The sequence below is a fragment of the Sphingobium sp. BYY-5 genome, from assembly GCF_022758885.1.
Lineage (GTDB): Bacteria > Pseudomonadota > Alphaproteobacteria > Sphingomonadales > Sphingomonadaceae > Sphingobium.
This window is the reverse complement of sequence record NZ_JALEBH010000002.1, coordinates 218,141-235,147: the sequence shown is the minus strand read 5'-3', so window position 1 is coordinate 235,147 and position 17,007 is coordinate 218,141. Positions and strand designations below refer to the sequence as shown.

Sequence of the window (17,007 nt, the reverse complement as noted above, 5' to 3'; positions counted from 1 at the left end):
CTTCAGACTTTCTCCCCCGCCGCCCGTGCGCGGGGGAGCAGGCCGGCATGGTCACGCTCGACCCGGACCAGCAGGATCAGCAGCAACAGCACCAGTGGCGGCGCAACCCAGTTGATCGACAGGATTGCCGTAGCCAGATCGCCGCCGCGCGCGTCGCTTATCATCCCCACCGCATAGGGACCGATGCCGAGACCAAAGATGGTCGACACGACGATATAGAGGCTGACCGTCAGCCCCCGCATTCGTGGCAACACCTGTTCGAACAGCACGGCATAGAGCGGCGGCATCCACATGGTCAGCACCAGGCTGTAAAGCGTGAAGCGCAGGTAGAAGGCGCCCGGATCGGACGCGCGATAGACCCATAGCGCCAGCAGTGGCGACAGACCCATGGCAAAGAGCGCCACCCAAACACGGCGCGACAGCCGATGCGCCCCGATCCGGTCGGACAGCGGCCCGGCGATCAGCGGCCCGACCACGCCCAGCGCGGCCGAAAGCAACCCGAACTGCATTCCCGTATCGGCAGGTGAGAGGCCATAATTCTTCATGAGAAAGGATGGGGTGAAGCCCATGACGCCATAGTTGATGACGCTCTGCAATGCCCCCGCCGCGATGCAGAGCAGCAGCGAAGGATTGCGGGTGATGACTGCAAAGGCGACGGCATCACGCTGCTTCAGATTTTGCAGCAGGTTGGCGACGACGAAGGCGCCGAAGCCGATAACGCTCCATTGCACGACATGCGGGCTGACCGCGAGGCCGCCCAGCATGAGCGGCGGGCGAGGGGAAAAAACCTCCGCCCAGTGGATCGCCAGCAGGACCGCGAGGACGATCAGCGCCAGCAAGCCGATATTGCGCGCCCAGTCGCGTCCGCTGGCGCGGGCCTGCGCCAGGCTCAGCCAATGGATGCCCGGTGTCACCGCGCCCAGCACGGCCAGGCTCGCGCGGAAAGGATGTGGATCGGGCGGCGTCACGATCCCATCGATCGCGCCGCGCTGTGGCTCCCGCAGGCGAGACATGAGGAAGGCGATGAGGAAGCCGGGTAGGGCCGCGACGGCAAAGGCGAATTGCCAGCCCTTTAGGCCCAGCGGCGCGTTGCCGCTCACATAGCGTGCGTCCCACCATTGCGCAGCCACCCCGCCGATGATGAGCGACCCACCAAGGCCGATGGCGATCGCGGCAGCCATGACCGCCATGACCATGCCACGTTTCTCGCGCGGGAAATAATCATAGGCCAGGCTGGTTCCGGCGGGCTGGGAAGCCGCCTCGCCAATGCCCACGCACAGGCGTGAGAGCATCAACGTGAAGAAGCCGGTCGCGAACGCCGCGAAGCCGGTGGCGAGCGACCAGAAAGTGATTGTGATGGCGAGCAGCCTGGTGCGTATCCATCCATCCGCCAACCGTCCCAGCGGTAACGAAAAGAGCGCGTAGAACAGCGCGAATACAGTGCCGTAGAGCAGCCCCATCTCCGCATCGCCGATCTTCAGGTCCGCCTTGATCGCCGGCGCCAGGATCGCGAGGATGTTGCGGTCGAGCAGGCTGACCAGATTGGTCCCGGCGATCAGCGCCAGCGCATAATAAGCGGTGGCGCGCGAGGGGGCGGAATTGCTCACAGCCGAAACACACGCTGGGCATTGGTCTGCATCAATTTGCGCTTCGCCTCGTCCGAAATGTCCAGCAGGTCATGGGTCCGCACCTCGTCCGGCACATATTGATAAGGATAGTCCATCGCGTACATCACCCGATCCTCTCCCAGCACCTGTTGCGCGAAACGGATCGCCGGTTCCCAGGCCATGCCACTGGTGGTGACGCAGATATTCGATCGCATATAATCGTGAATGCTCTTCTGGAGCGGCTTCATCCGGGCATAGCGCCGCGACCGCACGCCGGCCTGGTGCATATAGTCGAGGCGATAGAGCCAATAGGGCAGCGCTTCGCCCATATGGCCGACCACAATCTGCAAATCGGGATAACGGTCGAAAATGCCGATGGTGATGAGCCGCAGCAGATGCATCCCCGTTTCCACCCCGAAGCCGAAGATGGCGCCATCCAGCCCCGCCTCCAGCATCGGCCCGATCATGCTGTCCGGTGGTGTCGACGGGTGGATATAGAGCGGTTGGCCGGTATCGGCGAGCGCCCGGAAGATCGGGTCGAACTTCGCATCGTCCAGATATTCGCCCTGGGTATGGCTGTTCACCATCACGCCCCTGAAGTTCAGATCGCGGGCGCCGCGCCGGATTTCCGCGGCGGACCATTCCGGGTCCTGTGGCGCGATCGAGGTCATGCCGACGAAGCGCGTCGGATGAGCGGCGCAGCGAGCGGCCAGATGATCGTTGGCGCGGCTGACCATCGCCTTGGCTTCCCCGACATCCAGCAGCGGTTGTACGCCGGGTGAGGTAAGCGACAGGATCGCCACGTCGATCCCCGTCGCATCCATATCGGCCAGGCGTTGATCGCCCAGGTCCAGCAACCGGTCGATAATCTGCGTCGCCCGTTCCGACGGGGATTGGCCGTAGAAGCCCCAGAGCGACACCATGCCCTTATCCGCCGTGCCGTCGCGCAGCATTCGCAGATAAGCGTCGATCTGCTCGCGCGTGGCAAAGGCTTCCTCGGTCGCGATGCGCAGATAGCCACGGTCGCCGCCGGTCTTCAATATATGCGTCATCGGTTATCCTTCGTGCACGGCCTTGGTGACGAGGCAGGCTTCGACGCCTTCCGGCCCGTCCTCCGCGCCATGGCCCGACCATTTGACCCCGCCAAAGGGCGCGTCCGCGCCGCCGATCATCGCCGTGTTGATGCCGACCATGCCGGCTTCCAGTTCGCGCGCAATCCGGCGCTGCCGCGCGGCATCGGCGGTCCAGGCATAGGCAGCCAGGCCATAGGGCAGGCGATTGGCTTCGGCGACCATCGCATCCTTATCGGAATAGGCATTGATGAGCGCGACCGGGCCAAATGGCTCCTCATTCATGATCGTGGCGTCCAACGGGACGTTCGATAAAATGGTGGGCGCAAAGAAGAAGCCTGCATTGCCGATCCGCGCGCCGCCGGTTTCCAGCCTGGCGCCCTTTGCCACCGCATCGCCGATCAGCCGGTCCATCGCATCGAGCCGCCGAGCATTGGCCATCGGCCCCATGACGCTGGCGACATCAAGACCATCGCCAATGGCGATCCGCTCCGCGCGCTCAATAAATCCCTTGAGGAAATGATCGTAAGCTGCTGTTTCAACGATGAAACGGGTTGGCGATACGCAGACTTGCCCGGCATTGCGATATTTGCCCGCAACCACCGTATCGAGCGCCTTGTCGAGATCGGCGTCGGCGAAGATCAGCACCGGGCCATGGCCGCCCAGTTCCATGGTCGTGCGTTTGCAATCCTCCGCCGCCAGCTTGGCGAGATGCTTGCCGACTATGGTGGAGCCGGTGAAGCTCATCTTGCGAATGATGGGCGATCCGAGCAGGTGACGCGACACCTCGTCCGGCACACCGAATACGGCCTGCGCCACATCACCCGGCAGTCCCGCGTCCAGCAGGCATTGCAACACGGCCAGCGCGGAAGCCGGGGTTTCCTCCGCCGCCTTCAATATCACCGAACAGCCCGCAGCGATGGGCGCACCCAGCTTGCGTCCCGGATTGCCAATCGGGAAATTCCACGGGGCGAAGGCGGCGACCGGGCCGACCGGCTCTTTGGTCACGGTGGACCGATGCCCCGTCGGGCGGACAAGCGTGCGGCCGTAGAGGCGGAAGACTTCGCCGGCATAGAAGTTGAACAGGCCGACATTCATCATCACTTCGATGCGCGCTTCGGCCAGGGTCTTGCCCTGTTCCAGCGTAGCGATGCGGGCCAGTTCCTCCTGCCGCTCGACCATCAGCCGCGCCGCGCCCTGCAGCACGGCTGCGCGTTCCTGCGGGGTGGAATCGCGCCAGCGACGAAATCCGCGTGCCGCCGCCGCGAGCGCGGCGTCCAGGTCCGCCGTATCGGCCAGCGGCAGCTCGGCCAGCACGCTGCCGGTGGCGGGGTTGACGACGCGATGCGTGCGTCGTCCGCCACCCGACAGGCGCTGGCCGTCGATCATCAGGTAAAGATCAGGATATGTCATGGGGCGTTCAGGCGCTCACCGCTTCGCGCGCTGCCCGTTCGCGGTCGATGTCTCCCTGCCAGCGCTCGGCGACGATCGGCTTGCCCGTGACGGGGTGCGGCATATGGAAAGGAACCAGCTTGTGGGTCGGCCACAGCCAGTGATCGGTAATCAATGCGTCGGGACCGGTCGGATCTTCAGGATAGGTGATTTTGGGGAAGGGCACATATTCGGCCCTGGTGTTCGCCCAGCCGGTGTCGAAATCGGCGTGCCATTGCGGCATGTAATTGAGGATATGGAGGCGCCAGATCCCGCCCACCTTCTTGTAGATATTCTCATAAATGCCGCCTTCCCACCATTGGCGTGCGGCCTGCATCGGGTTGGTCGGATCGGCATAATCCTTGTGCCGGCCCGCCTGCATCATCGATCGGGCGCGGGCATGAGCGGTGACGCCATCGGTGTCGATATCGACAATGTCCTGCAATTGCGGATGGTCGAGCAGGAAGCCGTCGATCGGACCATTGGTGCCGTGCGTGAAGCGCTTCTGGAAACGTTCGACATAGAGGCGGCGAATACCTTCCTTGCCGCGCCAAATGCCACCGAAGAAGTGCACCTCGCCATCCTCGGTGAACAGGTCGACCGTTTCGTTATACAGGCATTTGTCGATCAGATATCCGTAGAGATGTTGGAGCTTGCGCACATCCAGTTCATCCTCGCGCCGCTGCAGGCGGGTGGTGAGGTCCGTGACGGTCTGTTCCAATCGGGCAATGCGATCCGTGTCGGGCATGAATCTCTCTCCTATTATTGTATGTAATACTTACAGACTAGCTAGCCTCCGCCGCCAATCGTTCGACTTCCTCGCGATAAGGACGGATGGCGCGGATCATGCAGAGCGTGGCGATCGGCAGCAGGATGCTCGCCGTCAGCACCAGGGTCTTCCAGAGTTGCTTGGGATCGCCGATCAGATGGTCCTGCACCAGGCCCACCAGGAAACTGCCCATCGCCCCGAAGAAGGTGAACATGAAGAGGTAGATGGCCGTCACCTGGCCGCGCATGGCATTGGGCGCGACGCGCTGGATCGCGGCATTTTGCGGCACGGCGCCGGCTATGCCGAACATCGCGCCGATGCTGGCGACGCCGAGCGAGGCATAGCCATTGGGCATCAATGGGGCGAGGATGGCGCAGACCGTCACGCAGCCGAAGAAGATCGCTGCCGCGCGGACATTGGCGTCGGCATGACGCTTGGCCAGCCATTCGACGAAGATGCCACCGAGCAAAAGGCCCAGAAGCGACGCGACCAGGGTCATCGATCCCATCACCGCGCCGATCTGCGCCTCGTTCCAGCCGAAGGTCCGGATCATGAAGGGAACGCGCCAGAATTGCAGGCCGAACACTTCGATCGCACTCAGCGCAAGACCCGCGAAGAGCGGATAATAGACGCGGCGCTTGGCATGGATCGCCTTGGCAGCGTCGAGGCCGGTGAATGTCAGGATACGGCGACCGATCGAAGCGCGCACCGGTGGCGTATCCATGCCCGCCGCGGATATCTGGCGCGGCGGTTCCTTGACCGTCAGGAACAGCAAGGCGACGCCCAGCGCAGGCAATCCCAGCCAGATCATCAACCATTGCCAGCCCAATATGGTAAGCCCGCCATGCTGGGTCGGCGCCCATCCCGCCGCCGTCGCGATCAGCATTCCGCCGATCGCCGGACCCAGTGTCGTGCCGCCGATAAAGCCGAATTGCAGCAGAGCGAAGGCGCGGGTCAGGATACGCGGCGGGAAGGCGTCGGCCAGTAGCGAATAGGAGGCGGGCGCATGGGCCGATCCCCCCGCCGCCAGGAAGACGCGGGTGCCGACGAACTGGCCGAAATTCTGCGCGACCCCACCCAGCGAAGTAATGATGCCAAGCGCGGTGACGCCGCCTGCCAGCACATATTTACGCGGAAAAATGTCGGCCAGGCGCGCCAACGGGATACCGACGAACAGATAGCAGATGATGCTCGCCGGTCCGGCAAGGAAGCCTAGCTGCGAATCCGACAGGCCGAAATCCGCCTTGATCCGCTCCGCCAGCATGGCGAACACGACCTGCTCGAAAAAGGTGATGAAGGTCGCCAGGATAATGACGAACAGCGCCCAATAGGCGGCACGCATCGAATAGTCCGGGGCTGCCGGACGGGCCATGTCAGGCAGCAAGCCTTCATCATCATCCCGTCCATCCCGCAGGCTGTCGGTTACAATCGGCGCAGGCGCCAGGGCCATGACCTTCTCCTCTCCACCTCCCCCTTTGTTCACAGGGGTGAAATTTCAGCTTGGCGAATTTGTATGTGATATATACGAATATGGCGAGAGAAAAATGCACGGTCATTACAGCGATCGGCGAAGGAGAATGGGATGCTGGAATTTGATGGCCGCACCGCCTTTGTGACTGGCGGCGCCAATGGGATTGGCCTGGGCCTGGCGCGCGCCTTGCTGGCGGAAGGTTGCAAGGTGGCGATCGCCGATATTCGCGAAGATGCGCTGGCCGCCGCCCTCAAAATGCTCGACAATCAGCATGTCATAGCTGTCCGCCTCGATGTCGCGTCTCGGCAGGGTTTCGCCGAAGCGGCCGACCGTGCGGAAGCCGCGCTGGGGCCGGTCAGCCTGGTCTTCAACAATGCCGGCATCAACCTGTTCCAGACCATCGACGAATCCAGCTATGACGATTGGGACTGGGTGATGGGCGTCAATCTGCATGGCGTCATCAATGGTGTCATGACCTTTGCGCCTCGCATGAAGGCTGTGGGGCAGGGCGGCCATATCGTCAACACGGCGTCGATGGCGAGCTTCCTGTGCGGCGGGGCGCCCGGCATCTACAACACCACCAAATTCGCGGTGCGGGGCATGAGCGAATCCTTGCGCTACAGTCTTGCCCCCCATGGCATTGGGGTGTCCGTACTCTGCCCCGGCCTGGTGAAGAGCCACATCTACGCCAGCGATGAGGTTCGCCCCGCAGCGCTGAGCGCGGGCGCGAAGCCCGTCGATGGCGCGGCGGTGGACCGATTGGCGCAATTGCACCAGTTCGGAATGGAACCCGATATAATCGCCGCCCGGACATTGACGGCGATGCGCGAGAACCGCTTCCATATCTTCCCGCATCCCGAATTTCGCGATGAACTGACGACGGTGTTCGATGAGATATTGGCCGATTTTCGCGACTATCCGGAAGATGCTGGTTTCGACCAGCGCGTCGGCTTCGAGCGGATGCGGAGGGAGAATTATGCCAAAGCCCGGCGCGAGGCATTGACGCGCGCGACCCGCTAATCCACGCCGGTCCTTCCGAACGTCACCTCACATAATAACTCAAGACGCAAACAGGTCGCCCTGCCGTGGACGAACGGCAGGGCGTTGCGTCGGCACGGGTGCACCGACAAGCGCCCTTGCCCGGCCGCTCAGCGTATAGACCGCTTGGCGTTGTGCGCCCCGGTTGAGATGGTCGATGCGATAGCCCTGATAATGGCGTTTCAGCAATCCGGCCTTCACCAGTTCAGAGGCCGCCCGGCTGAGATTGGTCTTGCCCGACGCCCGCACCCGCGCACGCACTTCATCCTGCACCAATATGGCGTCTGCGGCGGCTTCATTTGACAACCGCCCCTCCTTGCCCAGTTCCTCCCGCACCCGCTCGACCAGCGCCATGCGACGGGGATCGCGATGTCCCATCGGCGTCAACGCATCGCACAGCCAATCACGCAAAGGAACAAGACCCTCGCCCGCTCGCACCAGCGGCCCCGCGCTACCGTCAGGCCGCGCCACATCCGCGATCAGCGTCAGCAGCATGAAGGCATAGCGCGGGCGCGAGCAGCAATGCGAAAGCTGGTCGAGCAGCAAGGAAATATCGCTGCCGCCAGGACCGCGGGAGGGGATGGACGCATGAAACATATCGTGAATCAAGCACAGAGCGGACGCTATGTGAATCCACTTTTTCCTGCGAGTCGCACTTTTGTCGGCTGTGACACTTTACCCTCCGGTAAAGTGTCATGCCGGAAACTTTACCGGAGGGCGGGGCGTCCGCAGCCAGCATGGCCGATCATGCAAAAGGGCGGTCCGTTGCTGGACCGCCCTTTAATTCTGCCAGGAATGACGGAACGAAGTGTTCCCAACAGCTCAGACGCTGACTCGCTCCAGTCGCGGCGAGAGCAGATGCACCGCCGCCAAGGCTACGAAATACGCGCTGCCGGCGACTGCGAAGAGTGGCGTGTAACTACCGATACTATCAAGGACATAGCCGGCATATTTTGCCATCACCATGCCGCCTACCGCGCCCATCGTGCCGCCGATCCCGACCACGGACCCCACCGCGCCACGCGGGAAAAGATCCGATGGCAAGGTGTAGAGATTGGCCGAGAAGGCCTGATGTGCTGCCGTTGCGATACCGATAACCAGTACGGCGACCCAGAGGTTGTCGATCGACTGGGCGAAGAAGATGGGAAGCACCGCGCAGGCGCAGATGAGCATGGTCAGTTTGCGCGCGGCATTGACGCTCTTGCCTGCCTTCATGAGCCGGCCCGACAACCAGCCACCAAAGACGCTGCCGCCGTCGGACAGAAGATAGATGGCCACCAGGGGCGGTCCGAAGCTGATGAGGTCAAGGCCATAGCGGGTGCCGAGATAGCCGGGCAACCAGAAGAGAAAGAACCACCAGATCGGGTCGATACAGAATTTGCCGATGGCGAAGGCCCAGGTCTCCTTGACGCTGACGATCCGCCCCCAGCCGATCTTCTCCACCGGATCGGCAGGGTCCTGCTGGATATAGGCGAGTTCCCCGGCCGTCACTTTGGGATGTTCCTCCGGCCGGCGATAGAGCGCGAGCCAGGCAATCAGCCAGACAATGCCGAATATGCCCGTCGCATAGAAAGCGACGCGCCATCCATAGGCAATGGTCAACCAGGGCACGAGCAGGGGCGTCACGATCGCGCCGACATTGGCGCCGGCATTGAACAGCCCGATGGCGAAGGCGCGCTCCTTCTGCGGGAACCACTCGGTCACCGCCTTGATGCCCGCCGGGAAATTGCCCGATTCACCGACACCCAGGCCGAAGCGAGCCATCGCGAACTGGGTGACGCCATGGACGCCGCCATGGGCCATGTGGGCGATGGTCCAGATCACCACCGCGACGGCATAGCCCAGCCGCGCGCCGATCACGTCCACGATCCGGCCGAAGCCGAGATAGCCGACCGCATAGGCCGCCTGGAACCAGAAGACGATATTGGCATAGTCGGTTTCCGACCAGGCCATTTCCTTGGCCAGCGTAGGCTTCAACACGCCGATCATCTGCCGGTCGACATAGTTGATTGCCGTCGCCGCGAAGAGCAGGCCGACCACCACCCAGCGATATCGCCCGACCGGCGGTGCCTGCATCCCAGCTTCCTTCATCATCCAGCTCCGTTTCTGAAAAATCGGCCGCTTCAGCGCGGCTCTTGCGTATCGATCCTGCAGTGAAGCGTTCCGAGCGACCCGAAATCCATCTCCACCTCCTGTCCCGGTCGTACAGCATGTACACCGGTGACAGCGCCTGTCGATATCCACCAGCCGGGTTGGATGGCAATCTCCCGCGCGACAAGATTTTCCAGCAGGAACCGAACGGAGCCGATCGCACCATGGGAAAAGGCCGACGCCGCGCCGGCGCCGATCTGCGCGCCATCGATCCGCGTCGTCACTTGCTGCTCGGCATAGGCGCCGTTGCGCCAGTCCGGAATGGCCGGCCCAATCAGCAGGCCATTATTATTGCCGAAATCGGAAACAGTGACGGCCGGACCCATGGTGTTGATGCCAATGAAGGGCGAACTGGCGATCTCCACGCCGATATGCACGGCATCGACATGATCGGCGGCCTCTTCCAGGGTGAACGCCCGCTGGCCCGCAGGCGGGACCTTGCCGATCCGGAAGAGAAATTCCGCTTCGATCGCGCCAAATCCGTCAGCAAAGACGAAACCGCGGGCATCGGGTGCGATCGTGACCACCGTGCTGGCGAAGATCGGGCCGGCCAGCCGGTCGCTGCCATATTGGTCGGAAAGCGGCGGCAGGATACGACCGACCTTCCAGCCTGCCACCCTGTCCTCCATCCGGGCCAGGGCGGCGGCCTGGATCGCATAAGCCTCCGTCAGCGTGGTTGGCGCCGTGCCCGGATAGTCAGCCAGGCCAAGCGCTGCCTTGCGGGCTGATAGAAAGCGTTCCGCGATGGCCTCCGCCATGCTGCTGCCTGCGCTCACGCAATAATCCTTTCTTTTATCATGTGAGGCGGAGGTAAAGGAAACCGGTGTCATTGACAAGCCATCTCTACAGGCCCTGCTGGCGCTTCGGGCCAACTGGGCTATAAGACGGCATGGCAAAACAGAAGCAGGATGAGGGGCCAGCCCCCAAGTTGACCATCAACGACATAGCGCGAATGGCAGGCGTGTCGAAAAAAACGGTCAGCCGGGTCATCAACCGCTCGCCGCTGCTGAATGAGGAAACCCGCGACAAGGTGGAGGCGATCATCCGGGAAACCGGCTATGTGCCCAATCCGCAGGCGCGGGCGCTGGCGCTGGGGCGCAACTTCCTGATCGGGTTAGTCTATGACAATCCCAATGCGCAGATGGTGTTGTCGATGCAGCGCGGCATTCTTGAAGCGTTGCATGGAACCGAGTTCGAATTGGTGATTCGCCCGGTCGATCGCGGATCCAACCATGTGATGGACGATATTCGCGGCTTCGTGACGCGGCAGCGCCTGTTCGGCGTCGTCGTGCTGCCGCCCATGTCGGAGAATGACGCGCTGGCGCGCATGTTGGACGAGCAGGGCTGCCGCTATGTGCGCATGGGGTCGGCGATGCTCGACGATGCGGAACATATGGTCGCATCGAACGACCGGGAAGCAGTCGCCGACGCGGTGCGTCACCTGATTGCGCAGGGGCATCGGCGCATCGGCCTGATTGCCGGGCCACATGGTTTTCGTTCCGCACAGGAGCGGCGCGAAGGCTTCGAAATGGCGTTGACCGAAGCCGGCATCAGCCTGCCACGGAGCTTGGTGGCGGACGGACAATATACGTTCGAATCCGGGCTGTCGGCCTCCGAAAGCCTGTTCGACCTGTCGCCGCGGCCCACCGCCATCTTCGCCAGCAATGACGAGATGGCCGCCGGCGTCCTTTATGCAGCGCGCCTGCGAGGAATTGCTGTGCCGGAGGAATTGTCGATCATCGGTTTCGACGATACGCCGGTCACGACAAGGGTGTGGCCGCCGCTCAGCACGGTGCGCTGGCCGATCGTGGCCATGGGACGCGCCGCCGCGCTCAAGCTGATCGGCACCGCGATCGGTGAGGGAGCAGACGTCAAGGAGCCGTCCATGTTCAGTTCCACGCTCATTCGCCGTGGATCGGTTGCACCACCCGCCAACAGTTGATAGGGCGCCGAAATATGACACCGGTGTCCATTAAATTTCATATGGAATGACGAGGAGCCATCATGTTTGAGAAGACCTATCATGCGACGCATCCAGAGATGATGGATTGCGTGGACAATGAGAGTTTGCGGGATCGTTATCTGGTGGGCGGCATGTTCGTGGATGGGCAGGTCGTGCTGAACTATTCGCACAATGAGCGTTTCGTGATCGGCGGCGCGGTGCCGGCGGGCGGCAGCATCAGGCTGCCCGACCAGAGCGAGCCGGCGTCGGCGGCGGGTCATCCCTTCCTGGAGCGGCGCGAGGCGGGGATCGTCAATATCGGCGGGCCGGGCGCGATCATCGTCGATGGCGCGCGCTATGAGATCGGCAACAAGGAATGCCTCTATGTGCCCATGGGCACGAAGGAGGTGATCTTCGAAGGGGCCGAGGCGCGCTTCTACATCGCCTCGCTGCCCGCGCATAAGGCGTTCCCGATCAAGAAGATCACGCTGGGTGAGGCCAATCCGCTGGAGCGCGGCGACCTCAGCAACAGTAACCACCGCACCATCTACCAGCTCGTCATCCCCGGCGTGTGCGAGAGCGCGCAACTGCTGATGGGCCTCACTGTGCTGGAGACCGGCAGCGTGTGGAACACCATGCCCCCGCACCTCCACGACCGGCGCAGCGAGATCTATCTCTATTTCGACCTTCAGGGCGGCGACCGCGTCTTCCATTATATGGGCGAGCCGGACGCCATGCGTCACATCGTCATCGAGAATGAGGAAGCGGTGATCTCGCCCCCCTGGTCGGTGCATATGGGATCGGGCACCAAGAGCTACGCCTTCATCTGGGCGATGGGCGGCGAGAATCTGGATTATACCGACATGAATGTCCTCGACATCTGCCAGTTGCGCTGAAGCCTTTAATCCTCCCCTGTAAGGTTCAGCAGAGGCACGTGACTCTGCTGAAGGGGACCACGAAGTGGTGGAGGGGTGTCCCCCCTATCGATAGGGTGACACCCCTCCGTCAGGCCTTCGCCCTGCCACCTCCCCTACCAGGGGAGGATGCACAACAGGCATGTTCTTGGAGAGAAGCAAGATGACCACCCCCTTCGACCTCACTGGAAAGGTGGCGATCGTCACCGGCGCCAATACCGGCATTGGCCAGGCGATCGCGCTGTCGCTGGCCGCGGCGGGCGCGGATATCGCCGCAGTGGGCCGCACGCCCGCGCAGGATAGCGTCGATCAGGTCCGCGCGCTTGGGAGGAAGGCACAGATCGTCTCGGCCGACCTCTCCAGCATCGAACCGGTCCAGCGCGTCGTGGATGAGACGCTGGCGACGTTCGGACGGCTCGATATCCTCATTAACAATGCCGGGATCATCCGCCGCGCCGACAGCGTGGACTTTACCGAGGCGGACTGGGACGCGGTGATCGACACCAATCTCAAGACCGTCTTCTTCCTCTGCCAGGCGGCGGGGCGGCACATGCTGCGCCAAGGTTCGGGCAAGATCATCAACATCGCCTCCCTGCTGTCCTTCCAGGGCGGCATCCGCGTACCCAGCTACACCGCGTCGAAGAGCGGCGTGGCGGGCCTGACCAAGCTGCTGGCGAACGAGTGGGCGGCCAGGGGCGTCAACGTCAACGCGATCGCGCCGGGCTATATCGCCACCAACAACACCGCCGCCCTCCAGGCCGACGAGACCCGCAACCGCCAGATCCAGGAACGCATCCCGGCCGGCCGATGGGGCGACCCAGGCGACATCGGCGGCGCAGCCGTCTTCCTCGCCTCCAACGCCGCCACCTATATCCACGGTCACACCCTGCCCGTCGATGGCGGGTGGCTCGCGCGGTAAGGCAGAGGCCATAAGCCAGAGGAGGGCCAAAACCCTCCCGCACTCAACAGGAGCGGCGCTATGCCCGACAGGCGAACCTTCATTGGAGCGGGACTGGCCCTCATATCGTCGCCCGCCTGGGCGGCGAAGGGCGATCCGGTGGTCGTGACCCGGAACGGGCCTATTCGCGGAATGCGGGAGGCGGGGCTGCTGTTGTTTCGCGGGGTGCGCTATGGGCAGGATACGGCGTCCCGGCGGTTTCGCGCGCCGGTTGCGCCGAAACCCTGGCGAGATGTCGTTCCCGCGACCGCTTTCGCGCCGTCCTGCCCGCAAAAAGCCCCGCAGGACACGACCAGCGAGGATTGCCTGTTCCTCAACATCTGGACGCCGGGTCTGGAGCCGGAGGCTCGGCGGCCGGTCATGCTCTACATCCATGGCGGCGCCTATTCGAACGGCAGCGTGGTCGATCCGCTGAATGACGGGCGGCACCTTGCCGGCCGCGATGTGGTGGTGGTGACGGTCAATCATCGACTGAACGCGCTGGGCTATCTCTATCTCGCACGGATCGATCCGCGCTTTGCCGACAGCGGCAATGCGGGGCAGTTGGACCTGATCCTGGCGCTGCGCTGGGTGCGGGACAATATTGCGGCTTTCGGCGGCGACCCGAACAATGTGCTGGTCTTCGGCCAGTCGGGCGGCGGGGCCAAGATCGCAACGATGATGGCCATGCCCGCCGCCAGGGGGCTGTTCCACCGCGCCATCACCATGAGCGGACAGCAAGTAACGGCGAGCGGGCCGATCAATGCGTCGCGCCGCACCGCCGCCTATCTGGCGAAGCTGGGGGCATCACCGTCCAATCTCGATCCGCTTCTGACCATGCCTGTCGAGCGGTTGATCGAGGGATTGGACGCGGAAGATCCGATATTGGGTGGTGGCGTCTATATGGGGCCGGTGCTCGATATGCGGTGGCTGGACCGGCATCCCTTCTGGCCCGACGCCGCGCCGCAGGGCAACGCCATCCCCATGATGTTGGGCAACACGCTGGACGAAACCCGGGCCTTCATCGATCCGGACGGGCCGCTGCTGCGTGGGCTGGACTGGAGCAACCTGCCCGAGCGGATGGCTCGCCAGTTGCGCATGGACCTGTCGCCCGAATGGATCGTTGCCCAATATCGAACGCAATATCCGGACTGGTCGGCAGAGCGCATCTTCTATGCTGCGACGACAGCAGGGCGGAGCTGGCCAGGGCAGGTGATCGAGGCGGAGGCGCGCGCACGGGCGGACGCCCCGACCTGGGTCTATCAGGTCGATTTCCAGTCGCCGACCCAGCCGAAGCGAGGGGCGCCGCACACCATGGATATCGCGCTTGCCTTCGGCACGCTGGATGCACTGGGCGCCTTCACCGGAACGGGGGAGGGCGCCCGGGCGGCGTCCGATGCCGTGATGACGCGCTTTCTGGCCTTTGCCCGGCGCGGCGATCCCAATGATCCGCAGATGGCTATCTGGCCACAATATCGGCTGGACCGCCGGGCGACGATGCTGTTCGACGTGGAAAGCCGGGTGACGGACGATCCAAGAGGATGGGAGCGGGAATTATTCGCGCGCGTGCCCTATATCCAGCCGGGAAGCTGACAGGAAATCCGTTCGCATGAAAGATCGGGACGCTACGGCTTTACTGGGTATGAGATAATCAGCGCCAGCGGCTCCGCGCCCATCTGCTTGATACCGACAACCGCGCCGTCATAGAGATAGGCCGTCATGCCGGCTGTCAGGGGGCGGGTTTCGCCGTCCGATGTCACTTCACCGACGCCGGAGAGGACATAGTAAACCTCATCATGGGCGATGGGATGGAGGCCGATTGCGGAGCCGACATGCAGGATGCGCTTGCGAAATTCCATGCGACGGGGCTGGGGCACGGCGTCGCTGATGCGATAGGCCGTGCTCATACCGATCTGGCCGTGAGGCGTCGGCTCCTCACGGCGCACGCTGTTTTCATCGATTATCGCCATGGGCGGCGCGCTGGACGTGGTCGCTGCGGCGACAAGGAGCAGAGCAAGGTTCATTTCTTCTCTCCCGCATTTTCGCCTTGGCGCATCATCTTGTCACGATCGGACAGATGTTCGGCAATCTCCGCTTTCTGGCCTGGATAGCGGCCCGATTTTGGCTCCATCGTATCCAGATTCCAGTCGGCCGCGACAAAGGGCGCGTGGGTTTCGGCCATCTTTGGATAACCGCCGACTTCCTTCTCGTCATCGATGATTTCGCCACGCCCTTCGGCGACGAAGAAGAGGACGCGCAGGTCGTCGGCGTCGCGGTCCCACGGGCGAGCCCCGGCATGAGCGAGAACATGGGTTTCAACCTCCCGCACGGGCAAGATCTGGGTGCCGGGCCACCAGACGGGTGGGGCATCAAGTTCGTTCAATTTGGCGCGGGTTTCGCCATAGCGGCCAAACATGGGAAGCGGCTGACCGAATTTGTCGACGGCGATATTGTCCTTGCCATGATAGTCGAGGTTGCCGTCGCCGCCGAGCGTCAAAAAGGGCAAGCCGGCGGCAGTCGACACGCCGCCCCGCAGAACATTGCCGACCGCCGAAATCTTGCCGGTTTGATAGGGATGGTCGCCCCATTCGAGCGCCATGAGATTATAATGGACCGCGCGTTCGCCCGGATCATAGAGGATATTGTTGATCAGTTCGACCTGGCCGCCACCCTTCACCAGCGGATTGCGCTCGACATTATGAGCGTAGAGATTGCGGTAGATCAGGATCTCGCTGGCATTGTCGTGGATCAGCGATCCCTTGCTATGCTCGCCCTTGGGATGGCTGGCGTTGGCAAGACCTTCGGCCGCGATATTGTAAGAGAAGGTGATGGCGTGGCTGGTGTGCTGGCGCCATTCCTCCGGCGTCTTTCCTTCGAAGCGCGGGCCGGAAGCCGACATATTCTCATCGATCGCCCAGGTGAAGGTGCAATGGTCGATGATGACATGATGGGCCGCGACCGTGGACATGGCATCCGCTTCCCAGCCGCTCAGCTTGGGTTGGCCGTCGACACCGGTGCGCACGCGAATGTGGCGGATGACCACGTCGTGGGTGGCGATATCGATGCCGGTCTTGATGAGGGTGATGCCGGGGGAAGGGGCGGTCTGGCCGGCTATGGTGACATAGGGTTCGCTGATCTTCAGCGTCTGGCGGCCCATGTCGATGATGCCCGCGACCTCGAACACGATGATGCGCGGGCCTTTCGCTTCGACCGCGGCCTTGAAGCTGCCGGGGCCATCGGGGGCGAGGGTGGTGACGCGGATGATGCGCCCACCACGTCCTCCAGGCGTCGTCGCGGCCCAGCCGACCGCGCCGGGGAAGGCGAGTTGCGCGCCGTCAGCCTTGGCCGGGGCGGCGTGAGCAGGGGCGGAAAAAGCCAGGGCGGCAATCAGCAGTGGCAATAGGGGGCGAGCCATCAGTTTTTATTCTCCTCTCAACCGCTTTCTTGACATCCCCAGCCGGACGTTGCAACAATTTCTGACACCGGTGTCCATTCAAACGATGGCGGCCCCGCATGAAGGGGATGCGGGTGAGGGTCGATCGGTTCCTGCACGTACCGATCGACCCCCTTGTCCGTAAAGGACGGGATTTGCGTGATCGGAGGAGAGTCTGCGGCGGGCGCGTCTGCCGCGATTGGCACGGATGGCTGCACATAGGTGGAGCCTGTCGATGTGCTGA

General features: G+C 63.0%; 15 protein-coding genes. 5 read left to right on the top strand and 10 right to left on the bottom strand.

Annotated features, from left to right (window positions below):
• Positions 1 to 2: 2 nt before the first annotated feature.
• Genes MOK15_RS17345 through MOK15_RS17325 form a run of 5 tightly spaced genes read right to left on the bottom strand, consistent with a single transcriptional unit; the run spans position 3 to position 6,327 of the window.
• Entirely contained in the window at positions 3 to 1,607 is a 1,605-nt protein-coding gene (locus tag MOK15_RS17345; protein ID WP_242932969.1) for an MFS transporter, read from the bottom strand.
• Positions 1,604 to 2,659 carry an amidohydrolase family protein gene (locus tag MOK15_RS17340; RefSeq protein ID WP_242932968.1) on the bottom strand — a complete coding sequence of 352 codons (1,056 nt, stop codon included), beginning with the start codon at positions 2,657 to 2,659 and terminating at the stop codon, positions 1,604 to 1,606. The genes MOK15_RS17345 and MOK15_RS17340 overlap by 4 nt, the downstream gene beginning before the upstream one ends.
• A gap of 3 nt (positions 2,660 to 2,662) precedes the next feature.
• The gene (locus MOK15_RS17335) at positions 2,663 to 4,090 is read right to left on the bottom strand and encodes an NAD-dependent succinate-semialdehyde dehydrogenase (protein WP_242932967.1); all 1,428 of its coding nucleotides are present in this window, start codon (positions 4,088 to 4,090) and stop codon (positions 2,663 to 2,665) included.
• Positions 4,091 to 4,097: 7 nt separating this feature from the next.
• Positions 4,098 to 4,856 (bottom strand): nuclear transport factor 2 family protein, encoded by a 759-nt coding sequence (locus MOK15_RS17330; protein ID WP_242932966.1) that lies wholly within the window; start codon positions 4,854 to 4,856, stop codon positions 4,098 to 4,100.
• Positions 4,857 to 4,893: 37 nt separating this feature from the next.
• Positions 4,894 to 6,327, bottom strand: a complete 1,434-nt coding sequence (locus tag MOK15_RS17325) for an MFS transporter (RefSeq protein WP_242932965.1) — start codon at positions 6,325 to 6,327, stop codon at positions 4,894 to 4,896.
• Between the two features lie 132 nt (positions 6,328 to 6,459).
• Between MOK15_RS17325 and MOK15_RS17320 the strand changes: the two genes are divergently transcribed.
• A complete protein-coding gene (locus tag MOK15_RS17320; RefSeq protein WP_242932964.1) occupies positions 6,460 to 7,368 on the top strand; it encodes an SDR family NAD(P)-dependent oxidoreductase in 909 nt (302 codons plus the stop codon).
• Between the two features lie 39 nt (positions 7,369 to 7,407).
• On the opposite strand, the gene MOK15_RS17315 is transcribed toward MOK15_RS17320, so the two are convergent.
• The 3 genes from MOK15_RS17315 to MOK15_RS17305 form a co-directional block, all read right to left on the bottom strand.
• The gene (locus MOK15_RS17315) at positions 7,408 to 7,983 is read right to left on the bottom strand and encodes a hypothetical protein (RefSeq protein ID WP_242932963.1); all 576 of its coding nucleotides are present in this window, start codon (positions 7,981 to 7,983) and stop codon (positions 7,408 to 7,410) included.
• A 225-nt stretch (positions 7,984 to 8,208) separates the two neighbouring features.
• Positions 8,209 to 9,477, bottom strand: a complete 1,269-nt coding sequence (locus tag MOK15_RS17310) for an MFS transporter (protein ID WP_242933774.1) — start codon at positions 9,475 to 9,477, stop codon at positions 8,209 to 8,211.
• Positions 9,478 to 9,509: 32 nt separating this feature from the next.
• Positions 9,510 to 10,295, bottom strand: coding sequence for a fumarylacetoacetate hydrolase family protein (locus MOK15_RS17305; RefSeq protein ID WP_242933773.1), 786 nt, complete (start codon positions 10,293 to 10,295; stop codon positions 9,510 to 9,512).
• A gap of 131 nt (positions 10,296 to 10,426) precedes the next feature.
• Here MOK15_RS17305 and MOK15_RS17300 point away from each other — a divergent pair, with 131 nt between their 5' ends.
• The 4 genes from MOK15_RS17300 to MOK15_RS17285 all read left to right on the top strand — a co-directional run bounded on the left by MOK15_RS17300 (position 10,427) and on the right by MOK15_RS17285 (position 14,923).
• Positions 10,427 to 11,479, top strand: a complete 1,053-nt coding sequence (locus tag MOK15_RS17300) for a LacI family DNA-binding transcriptional regulator (protein WP_242932962.1) — start codon at positions 10,427 to 10,429, stop codon at positions 11,477 to 11,479.
• A 62-nt stretch (positions 11,480 to 11,541) separates the two neighbouring features.
• A complete protein-coding gene (kduI, locus tag MOK15_RS17295; protein WP_242931935.1) occupies positions 11,542 to 12,375 on the top strand; it encodes a 5-dehydro-4-deoxy-D-glucuronate isomerase in 834 nt (277 codons plus the stop codon).
• A gap of 181 nt (positions 12,376 to 12,556) precedes the next feature.
• Positions 12,557 to 13,312, top strand: a complete 756-nt coding sequence (gene kduD / locus MOK15_RS17290) for a 2-dehydro-3-deoxy-D-gluconate 5-dehydrogenase KduD (protein WP_242931934.1) — start codon at positions 12,557 to 12,559, stop codon at positions 13,310 to 13,312.
• A gap of 60 nt (positions 13,313 to 13,372) precedes the next feature.
• Entirely contained in the window at positions 13,373 to 14,923 is a 1,551-nt protein-coding gene (locus tag MOK15_RS17285; protein WP_242932961.1) for a carboxylesterase/lipase family protein, read from the top strand.
• Between the two features lie 32 nt (positions 14,924 to 14,955).
• On the opposite strand, the gene MOK15_RS17280 is transcribed toward MOK15_RS17285, so the two are convergent.
• Positions 14,956 to 15,354, bottom strand: a complete 399-nt coding sequence (locus tag MOK15_RS17280; RefSeq protein WP_242932960.1) for a cupin domain-containing protein — start codon at positions 15,352 to 15,354, stop codon at positions 14,956 to 14,958.
• Positions 15,351 to 16,745 (bottom strand): pectate lyase, encoded by a 1,395-nt coding sequence (locus MOK15_RS17275; protein WP_242932959.1) that lies wholly within the window; start codon positions 16,743 to 16,745, stop codon positions 15,351 to 15,353. Before MOK15_RS17275 ends, MOK15_RS17280 begins: the two co-directional genes overlap by 4 nt.
• Between the last annotated feature and the right edge of the window lie 262 nt (positions 16,746 to 17,007).